Below are 17,756 nucleotides of genomic sequence, written 5' to 3' on the forward strand. Positions count from 1 at the left end.
TGCGCAGTGAGACTTACCTTTCCAATACTCCTGTTTTTTACGGGCATTCCTTGTGCAATGGCCGTAAATATTACGCAAAACACCCTTTACGATAAGCCGGTTAACGATATTAATGATGGCCTTAACTTCACTTCGAATAGCGGTCTGGAAATTACCGCCGGGGCTGGCACCGTGAATGTCACAAACGGCGCAGGTCCGTATGCAGTAGAGATGGACAACGCTTATTTATGGTTACATGGCGGTTCGCTTAATGGCGCAGGCGATCTGCTTGTGAAGGGGCAGTCGCAGATTCAGTTCGGCGGAGCACAGATCGGTGGTGTCCCCGCCTTGACAAACGGATACGGCGGCACATTTACATTCGGTAATCTTGTGACAGGCGCCGGTACTGGCACGTCAACGGCTATCAGTATTTATGATGCGCAGTCGGTAATCGTGGCCAGCAGCATCAACCTGCAGTCTGAAACAAGCCAGTATGTCCAGACTGGCGGCACGACCACGGTGGCGCATGATATGTCAATTTCACCCAGTGGCGGCGCGGCGAGTGGTGGGTTGTCGGTTAGCGGTTCCGCGATCCTGAATGTGGGCGATAATCTTACCGCCGATCTCACTGGCGGTGGAATAGGGTTACATATTGCCGATGGCGCAACCGTCAACGTTGGCGGCGATTTAACGCTTTCTAATAATCAAATACTCAATGATATCAATGCGGTTGCGGAAAACGCATTAATTCGCAATGCGGACGTGCATGTTAACGGTGATATGAACCTTAACGGTACACATGCCGGCGACACGGCCTGGCAAATACATGGCGGTTCTTCCGGGCAACACGTGGTAATCGACGAAAATATGAATCTCAATGCCTCGGCCGCCGGTAATAACATGAAAACGGTACTCGGTCATAATGCCTGGGTGGAAGTGGGAGAAAATATTAACCTTAGCAGCGTATCTGGAGCAAATAACACCCTTTATATTGGCGATGCATTAACGGATGAACAAAATCATATTCGGGCGAGTCGCATTATTATGAGTGGGGTCGGCGATAATAAAGTTATTTTTAATAATAATTTCTCTACGCAGTCGAATGATGACGGCTATGTTTTTAATATGCAAATATTGGGTGAGGGTAGCGTTGAATATCAGTCGGGGCATACCACGCTCGGTTTAGAATCAGATTATAGTGGTGATACAGTAATTAGCGGCGGTTTAGTCACCATTAAACATACGAAAGCCCTGGGATCAAATACTATAACAATTAATACCGACGCCAACGACCGGTCGCAAGGTCTGGAAGTTGCCGGGATGGAACACTATGCCTTCACCAATAGAATGATCGGCACGGGTATGACTACCGTATCAGGGGATGTCATCATTTTTATTAATAAAAACACCTATGCCGGAATGTGGAATATCACTGGGAAAGCAGCAGCCAGCAAGGATTTATTATTCAGTAATAACGCCTTTGGCTCGGGTACTATGAATGTCGATGCGAGTGGGGAATTCACTGCGCAAACAGACGCTGCTTTCGAATTTAATAATCACCTGACCGGTACGGGCGACTTTATCGCCGATAATAACCATAACTCATTTAATTTTACCGCTAATGTCGGGCGTGATTTTTCCGGCAATGTCTATCTCAGGAATAATGATTTTCTGCTGGATGGGGTCAATACCGCCGCGCTCACCCAGGCCATACTGCATGTTGAAAACGGCAACACCACCACCGTTGGCGCAGGCACCCAGTCGATTGGCGGTCTGGCTTTCAACGGCGGCACAATGGTGTTTGGTGATATCGACTCCCTGCCTTTGGTGGAGGCGGCCGGAAATGTGGATTTGTCCGGGCGGGGCACAATTCAGATCAGCAACAGCAGCAGCTTGCAAAATACGTCACAGACGCCGGATACCAGCAAACCGCTCCTGCAACAGGATGAGTCCGGTGTTGCGCTCAGGCTAGTGGAAAGCCAGCAAGCCGTGACCGGCGCAGGCGGAAATTTGCTGCTCGTCGATGAACATGGTCAGGCTGTTTTCGCGGAAACGGAGCACGATGTTACGCAAAATGGCCAGACGGTGGCGAAAGGGCACTATGACTATCGTCTTACCAGCGGTAGTGGCGCGGATGGTATGTATATCAATTACGGGTTGACTGAGCTTGAACTGCTGGCGCAGGGCAATGACGCCCTGACCTTGAATGCCGAAGGCAACAGCGGTAACGCCGCCGATCTGAGCGCGAAAGTCAGCGGAAGCGGTGATTTACAAATTAATACCGACACCGCGGTTTCATTATCCAATCGGGATAACGATTACACCGGCGTAACGCGGATGGTGGCAGGTGAGTTGCGCTTAGCAAACGATCAGACTCTGGGCAACACTTCCTTAGTCGACATGGCCTCCGCAACGGTGCTGGACATTCATGGCTACCAGCAAAGTCTGGGCGCGGTGGAGAGCCAGCAGGGATCGCGGATTGATCTGGCGGGCGGCAACCTGACGGTGACCAAAGGCGGCGATATCGCTGGTGCGCTTACCGGTAGCGGCGCGTTGAATTTCACGGGTGGGCAGATGGCTATCCACGGTGACAATACCGCGCTCAGCGCCGACATCACCATAAAATCGGGGACGTCAGTCACCCTTGATACTCCCAGGGGGCTGGGGACTGCGGGCATCGACAACCTCGGTTTTCTCAAATTTAACAGCGCCTCCGGTCTGTTTGAAAATCAGCTCACCAATAATGGCATCGTTGTGCTGAACGGCAGCGACATTCAGTTTTCCGCGGACAACACCCATTTCGGCGGGACGGTTGAGATTCGCGACGGCAGCCAGCTTACGGTGAATACAGGAAATCAGCTGAGCTCCGCTTCGATAATCAATGACGGAACGCTTCGGCTGGTGACTAATGATGACTGGACAGTGCAAAACAGCGTGACCGGTTCCGGCGGGCTGGAAAAAAGTGGCCCCGGTCTCATTACGCTCTCGCAGGCTGCCGCGCTCTACAGAGGCGAGACGAATATCCGGACTGGCGGTGTGAAGTTTGGCTCCTCCGAGGAGCCATTTACGCTTGAATCATCGCACGTCAATATCTATCAGGGCGCGGAGCTTATCGGCAACGGCGCGGTCGCGGGCGATGTCACGAATGCCGGCACGTTGTCGATTGGAGCCGGGAAGCAGTCTGCACGCGCGGCCGGTGCTGCCGCAGTGAGCGATGTTTTAACCATTAACGGTAACCTGAGTAACAGCGGCACGGTTCAGATAGGTGCGGCCAACAGCGGCAAAGCGCCGGGTAACCAGCTGGTAGTGAAAGGAGATTACCAGGGCAGAATCGGTTTGATTAATTTCAATACCGTTCTGGCGGATGACAGCGCCGCAACGGAAACGCTGCGCGTGGAAGGGGGTACCAGCGGTACGACTATGGTCAGCGTTAACAATGTTGGCGGCACGGGCAGGCAAACGCTGAACGGGATCCAGCTCATCCAGGTTAATGGTCGCTCCGCCGGGCGATTTACCCAGCTGGGGCGAATTGTCGCAGGCGCGTATGAATACAGGCTGGTGCGCGGCAACGGACAGGATCGTGCGCACTGGTATTTAAGCAACCAGATGCAAGAAATCATACCGCCTGATCCGGAGGACCCGCCGGTCGACCCCGAGGACCCACCGACCGAACCCGAAGATCCACCGAGCGAGCCGGAGCAGCCACCGACTGAACCCGGTCAGCCGCCGTCTCAATCCGAAGATCCACCGACTGAACCCGGTCAGCCGCCGTCTGAGTTACCCGCACCTGACCCGGCGCCACCGCAATCCACTAAGCCGGTAAACCGGCCGGAAGGGGGAAGCTACACAGAAAATCTGGCGGCAGCCAACCGCATGTTTGCCATCCGTTTGCAGGATAGCGAGACCGATAACGCGCAGCAGGGCGATACCGCAGAGAGCAGCATGTGGATGCATCAGGCGGGAACACGTAACCGCTCGCGCGACGACAGCGGGCAATTGAAAACCGCGTCGACTCAGTACGTAATGATGCTCGGCGGCGACCTGGTACAGTGGCGCGACGGTCGCCAGGGGCGCGGGCGTGTGGGCGTCATGGCCGGGTACGGAAACAACCACAGCCACACGCACTCGACCATCAGCGGTTACGACGCTGACGGGCGGGTAAATGGCTACACGGCAGGCGCATACGGCGCATGGTATGCCGACGATGTGAATAAAACCGGTCTGTATGTGGGAAGTTGGGCGCAGTATAGCTGGTTCAGCAATTCCGTCAGCGGTGAGGAACTCGCTACCGAGGCGTATCACGCCAAAGGCGTCAGTGCGTCCGTTGAAACCGCCTGGAACTGGAAAGCCGCTGAGTTTTCCGGCAGCAATGGTTCGCGGACAAACTGGCACATCCAGCCGCAGGCGCAGGCTATCTGGATGGGAGTAAAAGCTGAAGATCACCGTGAAGCAAACGGCACGCGCGTGAGTGGCGAAGGGAGTAACGCGCTACAAACGCGGCTCGGGATCCGCAGTTGGTTGAACAGCTATGGCGGGCGTGATAATGGCAACGGGCGCACGTTACAGCCGTTTATCGAAGCCAACTGGCTCCACAATACCCGACAGTTCGCCACACGTATGGATGGTGAAAGAATCAGCCAGGCGGGCGCGGAGAATGTCGGCGAAGTGAAAATCGGCATTACCGGCAGGTTGAACCCGCAGCTGAGTCTGTGGGGCAATGTTGGCCACCAACTCGGCAGCAAAAGCTATAGCAGTACGCAAGCGACGTTGGGTGTTCGTTATGAATTCAAATAGTTGCCTGTACACTTCTCTTTGTAAGGTTTGCCCGCATGTGGTGCTTGTGCAGGAAGGCCGGTTTACAACACCGGGCGGGCGCATTATCCTGAGTGGCGGTTACTCAACGGTTAACCACAACATATTGATTTTTAAATGACTCGGGGTGCCCTTCTTTGTGAAGGCTGAGAAATACCCGTACCACCTGATCTGGATAATGCCAGCATAGGGAGCCGAAATTCGGCTTACTTATCATGAGATTGACTCTCTTTTTGTTAGTGCGCAATGCACTTGAGGTACAAAAAGGGCGCAATCATGGGGTACAGAAATCTTCTATACACATTTCAGCGAAACGGCATGCAAATCCGGCTTTCAAATGGCAGGATGTATAAGAAATCACTACTCACTGATAGCTTCCGTGAAGCCTCTGCTTTGATGATTGGCGTTACGCCTCACATTCCTTTTATTAAATCATTAGCTACGCCGCTCCTCGTGTTCGAATCATTTTTGTCTAATCTGATTGCGTCAGAACGCAAGGCTGTGAGAAATCCACTTTTGCCCCACCAGCAGATAACTCCTCCTGTTGAAATCGTGGAATCTCAACCGCCAGCCGAACCCGGAAAAGTGCTAATCCTCTCGGATGCGTGGGCGACGTACAAAGACGAAAAGGGGCGAAACTGGACGAAATCGATCTCAATGGCGAATGAGCGTTATATGGACGTATTGCTAACTGTCTTGGGCGGAGAAACTAATGTCGCGGCTATCACCAGGCAGGACAATAAACAGGTGATGGAGACCATTGAATATTTCCCAAAACGCGTTTTTCAACCTTATCGCTCGATGACTATTCAGCAACAGATCTAATGCGATGATGTTCCACCTGATGAGCTGGTTGGTGTTGAGGCCATCCACAAGCATCTCAAGCTCTATAAATCACTATTCAAAACTTTTCTCACTGAGGGCAAAGACGTGTTGCAGAAGCTGCTAACCGATGGCGTCGTGTCCTTTTTCCTCTTGACTCTGCCCGTCTTCACTGCGAGCAGATGGCTGCCGGAGAACTGCATAGCCCGGTGATATCGCGCTCGAAAGATGAAATCGGTACGTTGCTCAGCTCGCTGGAGCAGATGCGTCTTTCGCTGGTGGATATCATTGCACAGGTTCGTCATCCAAGCGGAAGCGTGGCTCATGCCGCCGAAGAGTTTGCCGCAGGAAATACGGATCTCTCGGCACGAACAGAGTCGCAGGCCGCTTCCCTTGGCGAAACGGCTACCGGTTGAGAACAACTGATTTCCACGGTGAAACACACCTCAGAAAACACGCACCCGGCTAACCAGCTTGCCAGCAACATGCGCACCTCTGCGCAGGAGGGAAGCGGTGCTTTCAATGAAGGAAACCGAAAGCAGCTCAGGCAAAATCGACACAATTATCGGTCTGATTGAAGATATTGCTTTCCAGACTAATATCCTGGTGCTTAACGCGGCCGTTGAGTCAGCCCGCGCTCGCGAGCAGAGGCGCGGTTTTGCCGTTGTCGCTAGCGAAGCCCGCAATCTGGCGCAGCGCTCGTCGGTTGCTGCGAAAGAGATTAAGGAGTTGATTGAGCAGTCCGGCACTCAGGCTCAGCCTGGCAGCGAAAGGGGGGAGTGAGCGGGCGAAAGCATGAAGCTCATTATTGCTTCCGTTAAACAGGTGTCCGAGCTGATGCCGGAAATTGATCTCTCCACCAATGAGCAAAGCCGCGCTATTGAGCAGATCAATATTGCTGTCGCGCAAATGGATTCCGTTACCCAGCAGAAAGCCGCACTCGTTGAGGAAGCCTCTGCCGCGGCCCATTCGCTGAAAGTGCAGTCGCAATGACTTAAACAGGCTGTGGCTGACTTCAAACTTAACTGATGACAAACGGTGACAGGCAGGCTTCGGCCTGCCTTTCTTTTTATGGTCGCGTTATCTTTGAAGGTGATTTTGCGCTCCGGTTCCAGCAACGCGAGGCGTTTGAAAGGAAGCGGGGGTTGGTAAGGCTGGGCTGGGTTAAGCAAAAATCAGTCTGCAGGAAAAAAGTGCGAAACAATCAAAATTAGGAGTTTTCTTACGATTTGATAAGCAGTAGACTATCCTTTTACCTATCATATAAGAAAATGAAATATACGATTCCAGCCAAGTTGTTCTTCGGTGTTTTAGCACTGACTTTTGTTTGTTTAACATACTTGTTGATTAATGTGGTGATTTAAAAATGAATAATCAAACTACAGAGATAGATTTACTCGAGTTGCTTTTCTTTATAAAAAAGAAAAGTATAAGTATCATTTTCTCAATGGCGGCAGCGCTGATTTTAGCAATTGTTTTTTTGTTGGTAGAGAAAGATGAAGTAAATATAAGCTATGAAATAAAAATAAACAGTGATGCTCCCAGTATGATTATTAATTGTAATGCTGACTTTGATTGCAAGTCGAATTTCATTGAGTCGATTATCAAAGGCATTAGTGACAGATTTACTATTCAGGCAGATGAAAGAACAAAAGTAATTAATCTCACCTGGAGAGGCAATGCTTCAGAAAAACCGATTGCTGATGCTGCAATTAAAACGATATATCAAAAAATCAACTCTTGGTATATTCAGGATTATCAGGCGTATAAAAGAATAATTGATGATAATAAAAACAACGTGATGAATGGTAGTGAACTTTATACAAAAATAGCCTTTATTACAAAGCTGGACTATTCGAAGGAAAAGGATTTTATATTTATCAGTAAAAGTGACGTCAGTAAGAAATATAAAACAGGTATATTCATCGTGTTGTCGCTAATGATCGGGTTTATTTTATCAACTTTTTATCATTTAACGAAAAGAAGCATTATTGAATATAATGAAAAGAAAATTTTCAAAAAAACGCAAATTAACTAAAAAGCATGGTTGCTTGTTACCTAAAGTAATACCAGCGTATAAATAAAGTATAAGCCCGCCGAGTGAATTATACAGAAAATGGGATCACTCGAGAGTTGCGGGCTTTGTACAGTAGTAAATGGAAACAGGAACAACCAGATGGGTGTTATACAGCACCCATTTCTTAGCAGAGTATGTAATTAAAAAATCTAACTGATTCATCTTTATTCAACACGATTGATAACCGGGAACATCAGGATAGATCTATAAAAATCCGTTTCGGGTATTGTATTGACACTGACCACATAACCATATTCCTTTCCTGTCCATCTTTCTTTTATCAACCACGGTTCGGTACATACTGAGAGAGTCCCGTTTGCCTGGCTGGGGCAGAACAGGTTAGCAGAATAGCGATGGACTCCTGAGACGACGGAAAAGTTGAATCAGATTCAACTGATTCAGGGTGCCCTTCCTTGTGAAGGCTGAGAAATACCTTTATTACCCGATCTGTAAGACACCCACGTCAGTAACGACGGGATTTTCCGCCGTTGTGTACCCGAATAATTTTCAAAAATAAATAAAGCCCCACTTTTTTAGGTTCGGGGCCAGATCTGGCGCGCTTAAATTTACCGTAGGCTGTACGTTAAAAAATAGCGACCTGCGTGCTGTTCGATGCTGTATACCCTGCCGCTGTAATCGACCCGAACCGTGTCACCGTCAACGGCGATCGCCGATAGGGTGCTGCTGCCAGTCAGGAATGGAAAGTCGCCGTAAAGCTGCTGTAAGCTAGCTCCATCGGCGTTGGGTTGGTAATACCGGTATACGGTCGGGACGGTGGCACCGCCTTCGCTGTTCTGCGTGGTGTAAAGCCACGTGCCTGGGGCGATCTGGCGCACGCTCTGAAGCGTGTCGCCTGCTCGCGGATATGGCTGATAACTCAGCCAGCGAAGATGGCCAGCAACACAGTTAACAGCCAATGGGCCGCATTAATGCGCACCTTCTGATAAAACCATAAATAAGTTTGCGGCAGTGCGACGTTACGTCCGTAGCCGTGGCTGCGTGCTTCTCTCATTTCTCTCATATTGTTTTGTAGGAACTGCCGTCTACTTATAGGGTCGATGCCTGGCGGTGATGCCATCTTCCTTCTCCTTTTGCCTTTGAAGGTTATGGGAACAATGGGGCGGCAACTGATTGATAAGCAAGCATTAAAAAACGTTCTTTACGGCGTAGAGAAAGATACCTGTGATTTTAGGAACCATAGAAATCAACGTGTCAGGCTGCCTGAAGGTATCGATGTTGTGTTCATGACCGCTATGAAATCATTAAATTCTCATGACTTGCACCTGCTTGTTGAAAAGCCGATTAGCCGGTGAAACCGTCGTCGTAATGTGGGCGCACCGCGTGGGTTGTGATGAGAGGCAGATGCCGTTTTTGAAGGGGTTGTGTCTTTGTTTCCCCGCTGGCATGATCCTGAACAGGGATTAATGAGAGCATTAATCGCAAGTAGTTGAATTTGTTTTAAATGACTCGGGGTGCCCTTCTTTGTGAAGGCTGAGAAATACCCGTACCACCTGATCTGGATAATGCCAGCGTAGGGAAGTCAGATGCCTGCCCGGCATCTCTTCTTCACGCCGGGCAGGAGCGAAACCATGCAACCTGACCTGCTTGATCGTGTGCAACTCGCACATGCGTTACAGCAATTCCGCCGCCGTTCTCCCCTTGTGCACTGTATGACCAATGACGTCGTACAAACCTTTACCGCTAACGTGCTGCTGGCGCTTGGTGCATCACCCGCGATGGTGATTGATAGCGAAGAAGCGCCGCAGTTCAGCGCCATCGCCGATGCCCTGTTAATCAACGTGGGCACCTTAACGCGCGAACGCGCCACAGCGATGCGCGCGGCGGTGGAGAGCGCGAATGCCGCGCATAAACCCTGGACACTCGATCCCGTTGCCGTTGGCGCGCTCACGCTACGCACACAATTCTGCCAGCAACTGCTGGCGTTGCGCCCGGCGGCGATCCGGGGGAATGCTTCGGAAATTCTCGCGCTTGCCGGTATGAGCGCCGGCGGGCGCGGCGTGGATACCACCGACACCGCCAGCGCGGCACTGCCTGCGGCGCAGGCGCTGGCGCGACAAAGCGGAGCGATTGTCGCGGTAAGCGGCGAAGTGGATTACATCACCGATGGCCCGCGTGTGTTGATGGTGACCGGCGGTGATGTGCTGATGACGCGCGTGGTGGGTACTGGCTGCGCACTCTCTGCGGTGGTGGCCGCCTGCTGCGCACTGCCGGGCGATAAGCTGGAAAATGTCGCTGCGGCCTGCGCGTTTATGGCACAAGCCGGTAGCCTGGCCTGTGCGAAGAGCGCAGGACCGGGCAGTTTTGTTCCCGCCTTTCTGGACGCGCTGTACACGCTGGGAGGCAATGCATGAAACGCATCAACGCATTAACCATTGCCGGCACCGATCCCAGCGGTGGGGCTGGCATTCAGGCGGATCTGAAAACTTTTTCCGCGCTGGGCGCATACGGCTGTTCGGTGATCACCGCCCTGGTGGCGCAAAACACCCGTGGCGTGCAGTCGGTGTACCGCATTGAACCCGACTTTGTCGCCGCACAGCTTGATTCCGTACTCAGCGACGTGCGTATTGACACCACTAAAATCGGCATGCTGGCGGAAACGGACATTGTTGAAGCGGTCGCGGAACGGCTGCGTCGCTATCAGGTACGCAATGTGGTGCTGGATACGGTGATGCTCGCCAAAAGTGGCGACCCGCTGTTATCGCCCTCAGCGGTCACTGCGCTGCGTCAGCATTTACTGCCACAGGTTTCACTTATTACGCCTAATTTGCCGGAAGCCGCCGCGCTGCTTGATGCGCCACATGCCCGCAGCGAACAGGAGATGCATGCGCAGGGCGAAGCGCTACTGGCGCTCGGCTGTGAAGCGGTGCTGATGAAAGGCGGTCATCTGGATGACGCCGAAAGCCCTGACTGGCTGTTCACGCGCGATGGGGCGCTGCGCTTTAGCGCCCCGCGAGTGAAAACGAAAAACACCCACGGTACGGGCTGTACGCTCTCAGCCGCGCTGGCGGCGCTGCGCCCGCGCCATGACGGCTGGGCATCCACCGTGGTGGAAGCAAAACAGTGGTTAACGGCGGCGCTCGCGCAGGCAGATACGCTGGAAGTGGGGCACGGCATTGGGCCGGTGCATCACTTTCACCAGTGGTGGTAAACCGCTATATGAAACGTGCCAGCAGATAATGCTGAAAAAAAGGCCAGCGGTGGAAAATCTGACAAGAGGGAACCAGGCTTATCTCTGCCTGCCGTCAGGCAGGTAAGGATAATCCAATTCGCTTTGCGCGAAGCTTACGGGAGCATAGCTATGACTGATATTGTGCAGTTACTTGGCAAAGACGCCGACAGCCTTCTGCAACACCGTTGTATGACCATCCCCGCTGACCAGCTCTATCTGCCAGGACACGATTATGTTGATCGCGTAATGGTCGATAACAACCGCCCGCCGGCGGTGCTGCGAAATATGCAGACGTTGTATAACCACGGGCGGCTGGCGGGCACGGGCTATCTGTCTATTTTGCCGGTCGACCAGGGCATTGAGCACTCGGCGGGCGCGTCGTTTGCCGCCAACCCGCTCTACTTCGATCCGAAGAACATTGTCGAGCTGGCGATTGAAGCCGGTTGTAACTGCGTGGCATCCACTTACGGCGTGCTGGCGTCGGTTTCGCGCCGTTATGCGCACCGCATTCCATTCCTGGTAAAACTGAACCACAACGAAACGCTCAGCTACCCTACCGAATATGACCAGACGTTGTACGCCAGCGTCGAGCAGGCGTTCAATATGGGCGCGGTCGCCGTCGGGGCGACGATCTATTTCGGTTCAGCGGAATCACGCCGCCAGATTGAAGAAATTTCCGCCGCCTTTGAACGCGCGCATGAGCTCGGTATGGTCACCGTATTGTGGGCGTACCTGCGTAACTCATCGTTCAAGAAAGATGGCGTTGATTACCACGTTTCCGCCGATTTAACCGGCCAGGCGAACCACATTGCCGCCACCATTGGCGCCGATATTGTGAAGCAGAAGATGGCGGAAAATAACGGCGGCTACAAAGCGGTGAATTTTGGCTATACCGACGAGCGCGTCTACAGCAAGCTGACCAGCGACAACCCGATTGACCTGGTGCGTTACCAGCTGGCGAACTGCTATATGGGCCGGGCCGGGCTGATTAACTCCGGCGGCGCGGCGGGCGGCGATACCGATCTCGGCGACGCGGTTCGTACGGCGGTTATCAATAAACGCGCGGGTGGCATGGGGCTGATCCTTGGCCGTAAAGCGTTCAAGAAAACCATGGCCGAGGGCGTGAAGCTGATTAACGCCGTGCAGGATGTCTATCTTGACGAGAAAGTGACCATCGCCTGATTACCTTTTACCCTCTCCCTGGCGGGGGAGGGTAAATAATCCATCGCCTTTATTTCATCTTACCTGCGTCTTAATCCCCTGATTGCATCCCGTCTTTTTGTGAAAAACGTCACGCCGCGTCGTGCATATGACTAAAAAATGCTCCTCGTTTAGCGAAACTTGCCCGAAGTTACGCGCTATTTTTGTGCATAATATTTATTTATAAAACAGCTTTTCAAAAAAAATCAGGGAACCAGAATGAAAATTGAATCAGTAAACGTCACCGTGTTTCAGCATCCTACGCGCCGCGTTTCCGACAGCGCCGGGCACTCGCATCCAGGGCCGGAAAAACAGGCTAGCATGGCGATGCTGACGATCGCCGCAGACGATGGCAGCAAAGGCTATTCCTTTGCGCCGCCGGAAGTGGTGCGCCCGTTTGTGCTCAACGCTTTTTTTCGCAAAGTGATGCTCGGGCAGGATCCGTTTAACCGCGAGCGCATCTGGCAGGATCTGGTGCACTGGCAACGCGGCAGTGCGCACCAGTTAACCGAGCGCGCACTGTCATTTGTTGAACAAGCGCTGTGGGATTTGATTGGCCGCAAATTAAACATGCCGGTGTACAAGCTGCTGGGCGGTTATCGCGACAAAGTCCCGGCGTATGGCAGCACCATGTGCGGCGATGAGCTGGAAGGCGGGCTTTCGACGCCGGACGAGTACGCTGCCTTCGCCGAAAAACTGGTGGCGCGCGGCTACAAAGCCATCAAATTACACACCTGGATGCCACCGGTGAAATTCGCGCCGAACCCGAAAATGGACGTCAAAGCCTGCGCCGCGGTGCGTGAAGCGGTCGGCCCGGATATTGAACTGATGCTTGATGGCTACCACTGGTACAGCCGCACCGACGCGCTCTATATCGGCAAGGAGCTGGAAAAACTCAACTTCGCCTGGTTTGAAGAACCGATGGACGAAGCGAGCATGTCCTCTTACGCGTGGCTTGCGGAAAATCTGTCGATTCCGGTTATCGGGCCGGAAAGCCTGGGTGGGAAACACCATAGCCGCTCCGACTGGGTAAACGCGGGCGCCTGTGACATTCTGCGCGCCGGAGCCAACGGCGTGGGCGGCATTTCGCCAGCGCTGAAAGTGGCGAACCTGGCGGAATCATTCGGCATGGATTGTGAAGTGCACGGCAACGGCGCGGCGAGCCTGGCGGTGATTGGTGCCATCCGCAACTGCCGCTGGTACGAGCGCGGTTTGCTGCACCCGTTCCTCGATTATGATCAACCGGCGGCGTACTTAAACAGCCTGATTGATCCGATGGATGAAGAGGGCTTTGTTCATCTGCCGCAGCGACCGGGGCTCGGCGAGGACATCAATTTCGCCTATATCGAAGCCAATACTGTCAGCCACGACTGACAGATAACAAATGCCCTTGTCATTCACTCTCCGGTTCGCTGATTTCAGCGGGGGGTTTAACCCCCTCGCTGCGAGATGTTCTCAAATTAATAAACTATGGGTTGCTGAGATAACCGTCAGTCGCAATGCAGCAAAAAAGGCCTGGCGGCGCTTGCGCTCACCGGGTCTGTCAATTTGCTTGCAACACGCTCGTAAGGCTGCGACGCGTTAACGCAATAACGGGCAATCCGGTGGCAACCGGCATTGCAGCGCATTCGGCACCACTTCAATGCGAAACCGCTCGCCGCGCAGCGGTTCGCCGTCGAGATTAAACGTCATTTCATGCGGGGCATTAATTTCAAACCACGCCGATTTCCCGTCGACAATATGCGGGTTATCTTCCGGCTGTGTCAGGGTGGTAAACAGCGCGGGAAGCAGTTCATCACCGGTGAAAATTCGTAGCTGTAATAAGCCGTCATTGATCAGCGCCTGCGGGCAGAGCTGCTGTCCGCCGCCCGCCTGGCGGCCATTGCCGATGCCGATCACCAGTGCATCGCCCTGCCAGTGAAAATCCTCACCACTTATTTCGCAGCGATCCGCTTTCAGCATATCCATGCGCATCAGGCCGTGGATCAGATAGGAGACGCCGCCGAGCGCGGCTTTAAGTTTTTCCGGCGTTTCGCTGGTAATGCGGGTGCCAAAACCGCCAGTCGCCATATTGATAAAGCAGGTTTTATCGTTCACGCGGGCGATATCAATTGGCACCGCTTTGCCGACAATCGCCAGCTGTAAGGCCTTGTCCAGGCCTTCCGGGATACCGGCGCTGGTGGCGAAATCATTGGCGGTGCCGAGCGGCAAAATGCCCAGCGCCGGGATTGTCTCGCTTTTGCAGTTCACCAGCGCGGTCGCCACTTCGTTGATGGTGCCATCGCCGCCACCGGCAATCACCGTGGCAACGCCAAGCTGCTGCGCCTCTTCGACATAGCGCACCGCGTCGCCTTTTTCCCAGGTGACGCGTACCTGAATATCCATGCCTTCGTCGCGCAATAGCGTTACCGCTTCGCGCAGGGCTTCGTCCCCGGCGCTTTTACCGTTGAGGATTAACAAACTTGTGGGAAATGCGCTCATTCTTTTCATCCTGATTGAATTCGATGAGAAAAGTGTATCTCAGGAGAGAAAAGTGGGGAGAAAAAGCAGAGAAAGGATTAAAAAAAATCAGCCTGCGTAAGGGAGATTACGCAGGCTAAGGAGGTGGTTCCTGGTACAGCTAGCATTTATGGGTTATGTTTTTCAGCGAGAAGGATAATACCCGTATTAAACGGGGCGGTATGTGATCCGATTCTAAGATTTTTCGCGCCGAAAAAATAACCCTGCTCAATCACTTCGCGTGAGGATTGCGGGTTGACTGCCCGGTGAAATTGCGCATTAACAGCGCATATTCCAGCGCCATATCCTGCGGAACCGGCAGCCAGACCGTATAACCGTCTCCCGGCGCGACCGGCATGGCTTCGCCTTTGGCGTTTTCCATGTGCTCCAGCGTAAAGTTGACGTTGCCCTGCGGCGTCATCAACTCCAGGCTGTCGCCAACGGAGAACTTGTTTTTCACCGCGACGGCCGCAAGGTCGCCTTTGCGCTCACCGGTGAATTCACCGACAAACTGCTGGCGTTCGGAAACGGAATAACCGTATTCATAGTTCTGGTAGTCGTCATGGGTGTGACGGCGCAGGAAACCTTCGGTGTAACCCCGGTGCGCCAGGCCTTCCAGCGTCTCCAGCAGTGAAGTGTCGAACGGCTTGCCCGCTGCGGCGTCGTCAATCGCTTTGCGATAAACCTGCGCAGTACGTGCGCAGTAGTAGAAGGATTTAGTGCGGCCTTCAATCTTCAGAGAGTGCACCCCCATCTGCGTTAACCGCTCAACATGCGCAATCGCCCGCAGATCTTTCGAGTTCATGATGTAAGTACCGTGCTCGTCTTCGAAGGCGGTCATGTACTCGCCCGGACGCTGGGCTTCTTCAATCATGAACACTTTATCGGTCGGCGCGCCGACGCCGAGTGTTGGTTCAATGTTCTGCACCGGGATCGGTTCATGCACGTGTACGATATTGCCGATGGCATCTTCTTTGCCTTCCTGCACCTTGTATTCCCAGCGACAGGCATTGGTACAGGTGCCCTGGTTCGGATCGCGTTTATTGATATAACCCGAGAGCAGGCAGCGGCCGGAATAAGCCATGCACAGCGCGCCGTGCACGAAGATTTCGATCTCCATCTCCGGCACCTGGGCGCGGATTTCGGCAATCTCTTCCAGCGACAGTTCGCGGGAGAGGATCACGCGGCTCAGCCCCATTTGCTGCCAGAACTTCACGGTCGCCCAGTTAACGGCGTTGGCCTGTACCGACAGATGAATCGGCATCTGCGGGAAGTTTTCCCGCACCAGCATGATTAAACCGGGATCGGACATAATCAGCGCGTCCGGCCCCATATCCACCACCGGTTTCAGATCGCGAATAAACGTTTTCAGCTTGGCGTTGTGCGGGGCAATATTCACCACCACATAAAACTGCTTACCCAGCGCGTGGGCTTCATTAATGCCGATTTGCAGGTTTTCGTGGTTGAATTCGTTATTGCGTACGCGCAGCGAGTAACGCGGTTGGCCCGCGTAAACCGCGTCTGCGCCGTAGGCGAAAGCGTAACGCATATTTTTCAGCGTTCCCGCCGGGGAAAGGAGTTCCGGTTTAAACATGATGTTCTCGTTCTGATGACAGGTCAGATAGCCTCACCGAAGTGAGGCCGCAGGGGAGTTCCCCTAAATTTAGGGCGGGAATTGTAGCGCCGTGGGGCAGGGGAGTAAACCCGCGTGTTAGTTCACGCGCAGGTAGGTGCCATCGGCGCTGACGTTATGGCCGAAACCGCAATTCGTCGCATCATCCGTTTTCATCTCCAGCGTGTTGAGATCCGCCGCCAGACTCAGCGAAATGGTGCATTGGGAAATGCCTTCATCACGCAAAATGATGTCGCCTTTGCCGTTTTTCAGCGTCACTTTTTCGCTGAAATCACCCATATTCGGCCCGGAGTACAGCCCCATGATGCCGAAATAAAGACCGGACCAGTCCGCCTGCCAGCTCTCTTTATCCTGTGGTTTAAGCGTGATGACTTCCCACTCGCTGCGTCCGGCGTACTGCCAGTATTCACCTGCGGCGGAAGCCGGTTTTGGCAGCGCCTGCAGCTTGTCCTGAATACGCGAGAGGTTATATTTCGACTTTTCGTCGTCCGGCATAATGGACAGCCACGCCTGCGCTTTGCGGTAGTCGCCCTGGCGGATCCAGGTAAGCGCGACATTGTTGTAGGCGGTGGCTATCAACACATCATTCGGTTTATCTTTGCCTGATTCGCACTGCTCCAGCCATGCCGCCTGTTCTTCGAAAGCCTCGCGCGCTTTGGGGTAATCTTTCGCTTTGTAATATTGATCGCCTTTTTTGGCATAATCGGCGATTTTCGCGCAGTCTGCATCCATCTGTGCTTCGGTTAGCTCTGCCTGGCAGTTGAATGCTGCAAATAAGAGTGTCAGCGCACCGTAGTAGTATTTCCTCACTATCCCTTTCCTTTTATTGTTGTTAGGCCTGGCGGCTGACGAAACGATACTATGCCCCAGGCGGCAGCCATCATACAGAGGATTGCGCCGTTGTTCACTGAAGACATATTCACTGGAGTTATACTTGGCGACAGGCCGTGTCAGGCTGCTGTCGGGTCGCTGTCAGGTGCGGATCGTGTTGCTGTCTGCGGGGTTGGGTGACACTACAGGCCGGATTCATCAGGAGAAAGAGTATGAGCGATAACAAAGTAAAAGCATTACGTCTGGCTCGGGCCTGGTCACAGGAACAACTGGCAGAGATGGCGGCGCTGAGCGTCAGAACCGTGCAGAGAATCGAAAATGGCGATCAGCCTTCGCTGGAAACACTCAGCGCACTGGCGGCGGTGTTTGGCGTCAGCGTCACCGAGCTTTCCGCGCAGAGCGAGGCCGGCGAAGAGGCGCTGGATAAACGCATCACCGCGGCGCGGGAGCAGCTCGACGCCGAAAGCAGTTTCTGGCGCATGTTGATCACCGCCGTTATCGTCTGCGTGCTGCTGTTTTTCCTCAACCGCAGCACCTCGCCGGAGAGCCATTGGTCATTGTGGGTGGCGGCGATTTGGGGCGGGCTGGTGGCGGTGAAAGGGTTGCGGATTTTTGTCTTCGCGAATCTGATTAGCCAGTGGCATAAACAGCGTTTGCAGCGGTTGCTGCGTAAATAACTCGACCGGAGCGTGTCGGGCGCATGCGCCCGACAT

11 protein-coding genes, 2 pseudogenes and 2 riboswitches are annotated in these 17,756 nt (G+C 53.3%); of the genes and pseudogenes, 9 read left to right on the forward strand and 4 right to left on the reverse strand.

From position 1 onward, the window contains the following. Positions 1–57 precede the first annotated feature (57 nt). The 4 genes and pseudogenes from O3S68_RS02130 (at position 58) to O3S68_RS02145 (ending at position 7,651) form a co-directional block, all read left to right on the forward strand. Positions 58–4,773 carry an autotransporter outer membrane beta-barrel domain-containing protein gene (locus O3S68_RS02130; protein WP_269230697.1) on the forward strand — a complete coding sequence of 1,572 codons (4,716 nt, stop codon included), beginning with the start codon at positions 58–60 and terminating at the stop codon, positions 4,771–4,773. Positions 4,774–4,904: 131 nt separating this feature from the next. Beyond that, a riboswitch (TPP riboswitch) is annotated at positions 4,905–5,000 on the forward strand. 67 nt (positions 5,001–5,067) lie between these two features. Continuing rightward, a pseudogene (locus O3S68_RS02135) lies at positions 5,068–5,757 on the forward strand (integrase); the annotation flags it as partial. After that, positions 5,748–6,606 (forward strand): annotated as a pseudogene (locus O3S68_RS02140) (methyl-accepting chemotaxis protein); the annotation flags it as partial. The pseudogenes O3S68_RS02135 and O3S68_RS02140, both read left to right, overlap by 10 nt. A gap of 373 nt (positions 6,607–6,979) precedes the next feature. Beyond that, positions 6,980–7,651, forward strand: coding sequence for a hypothetical protein (locus tag O3S68_RS02145; RefSeq protein ID WP_269230698.1), 672 nt, complete (start codon positions 6,980–6,982; stop codon positions 7,649–7,651). Between the two features lie 916 nt (positions 7,652–8,567). On the opposite strand, the gene O3S68_RS02150 is transcribed toward O3S68_RS02145, so the two are convergent. Next, a complete protein-coding gene (locus tag O3S68_RS02150) occupies positions 8,568–8,768 on the reverse strand; it encodes a hypothetical protein (RefSeq protein WP_269230699.1) in 201 nt (66 codons plus the stop codon). A 380-nt stretch (positions 8,769–9,148) separates the two neighbouring features. Beyond that, a riboswitch (TPP riboswitch) is annotated at positions 9,149–9,245 on the forward strand. Between the two features lie 34 nt (positions 9,246–9,279). Here O3S68_RS02150 and thiM point away from each other — a divergent pair. The 4 genes from thiM (at position 9,280) to O3S68_RS02170 (ending at position 13,454) form a co-directional block, all read left to right on the forward strand. Next, a complete protein-coding gene (gene thiM, locus O3S68_RS02155; RefSeq protein ID WP_269230700.1) occupies positions 9,280–10,062 on the forward strand; it encodes a hydroxyethylthiazole kinase in 783 nt (260 codons plus the stop codon). After that, complete coding sequence (gene thiD, locus O3S68_RS02160; RefSeq protein WP_097407482.1) at positions 10,059–10,859, forward strand: bifunctional hydroxymethylpyrimidine kinase/phosphomethylpyrimidine kinase; 801 nt, start codon at positions 10,059–10,061, stop codon at positions 10,857–10,859. The genes thiM and thiD overlap by 4 nt, the downstream gene beginning before the upstream one ends. A 150-nt stretch (positions 10,860–11,009) precedes the next feature. Next, complete coding sequence (gene fbaB, locus O3S68_RS02165) at positions 11,010–12,062, forward strand: class I fructose-bisphosphate aldolase (protein WP_020454334.1); 1,053 nt, start codon at positions 11,010–11,012, stop codon at positions 12,060–12,062. A gap of 237 nt (positions 12,063–12,299) precedes the next feature. After that, positions 12,300–13,454: a mandelate racemase family protein gene (locus tag O3S68_RS02170; protein ID WP_269230701.1), complete on the forward strand. Its 1,155-nt coding sequence runs from the start codon at positions 12,300–12,302 to the stop codon at positions 13,452–13,454. Between the two features lie 207 nt (positions 13,455–13,661). Here the strand turns inward: O3S68_RS02170 and yegS are convergent, their stop codons facing one another. From yegS to O3S68_RS02185, 3 genes are all read right to left on the reverse strand, one after another. Beyond that, on the reverse strand, positions 13,662–14,561 hold the full coding sequence (yegS, locus tag O3S68_RS02175; protein ID WP_097407484.1) for a lipid kinase YegS: 900 nt from the start codon (positions 14,559–14,561) through the stop codon (positions 13,662–13,664). 250 nt (positions 14,562–14,811) lie between these two features. Next, positions 14,812–16,173: a prephenate-dependent tRNA uridine(34) hydroxylase TrhP gene (gene trhP / locus O3S68_RS02180; RefSeq protein WP_020454331.1), complete on the reverse strand. Its 1,362-nt coding sequence runs from the start codon at positions 16,171–16,173 to the stop codon at positions 14,812–14,814. Between the two features lie 117 nt (positions 16,174–16,290). Then, positions 16,291–17,022 (reverse strand): tetratricopeptide repeat protein, encoded by a 732-nt coding sequence (locus tag O3S68_RS02185; protein ID WP_020454330.1) that lies wholly within the window; start codon positions 17,020–17,022, stop codon positions 16,291–16,293. A gap of 233 nt (positions 17,023–17,255) precedes the next feature. On the opposite strand from O3S68_RS02185, the gene O3S68_RS02190 reads away from it, so the two are divergent. Continuing rightward, a complete protein-coding gene (locus tag O3S68_RS02190) occupies positions 17,256–17,720 on the forward strand; it encodes a helix-turn-helix domain-containing protein (protein WP_020454329.1) in 465 nt (154 codons plus the stop codon). Positions 17,721–17,756 lie beyond the last annotated feature (36 nt).

It is taken from the genome of Kosakonia sp. SOY2 (assembly GCF_027109175.1).
GTDB lineage: Bacteria > Pseudomonadota > Gammaproteobacteria > Enterobacterales > Enterobacteriaceae > Kosakonia.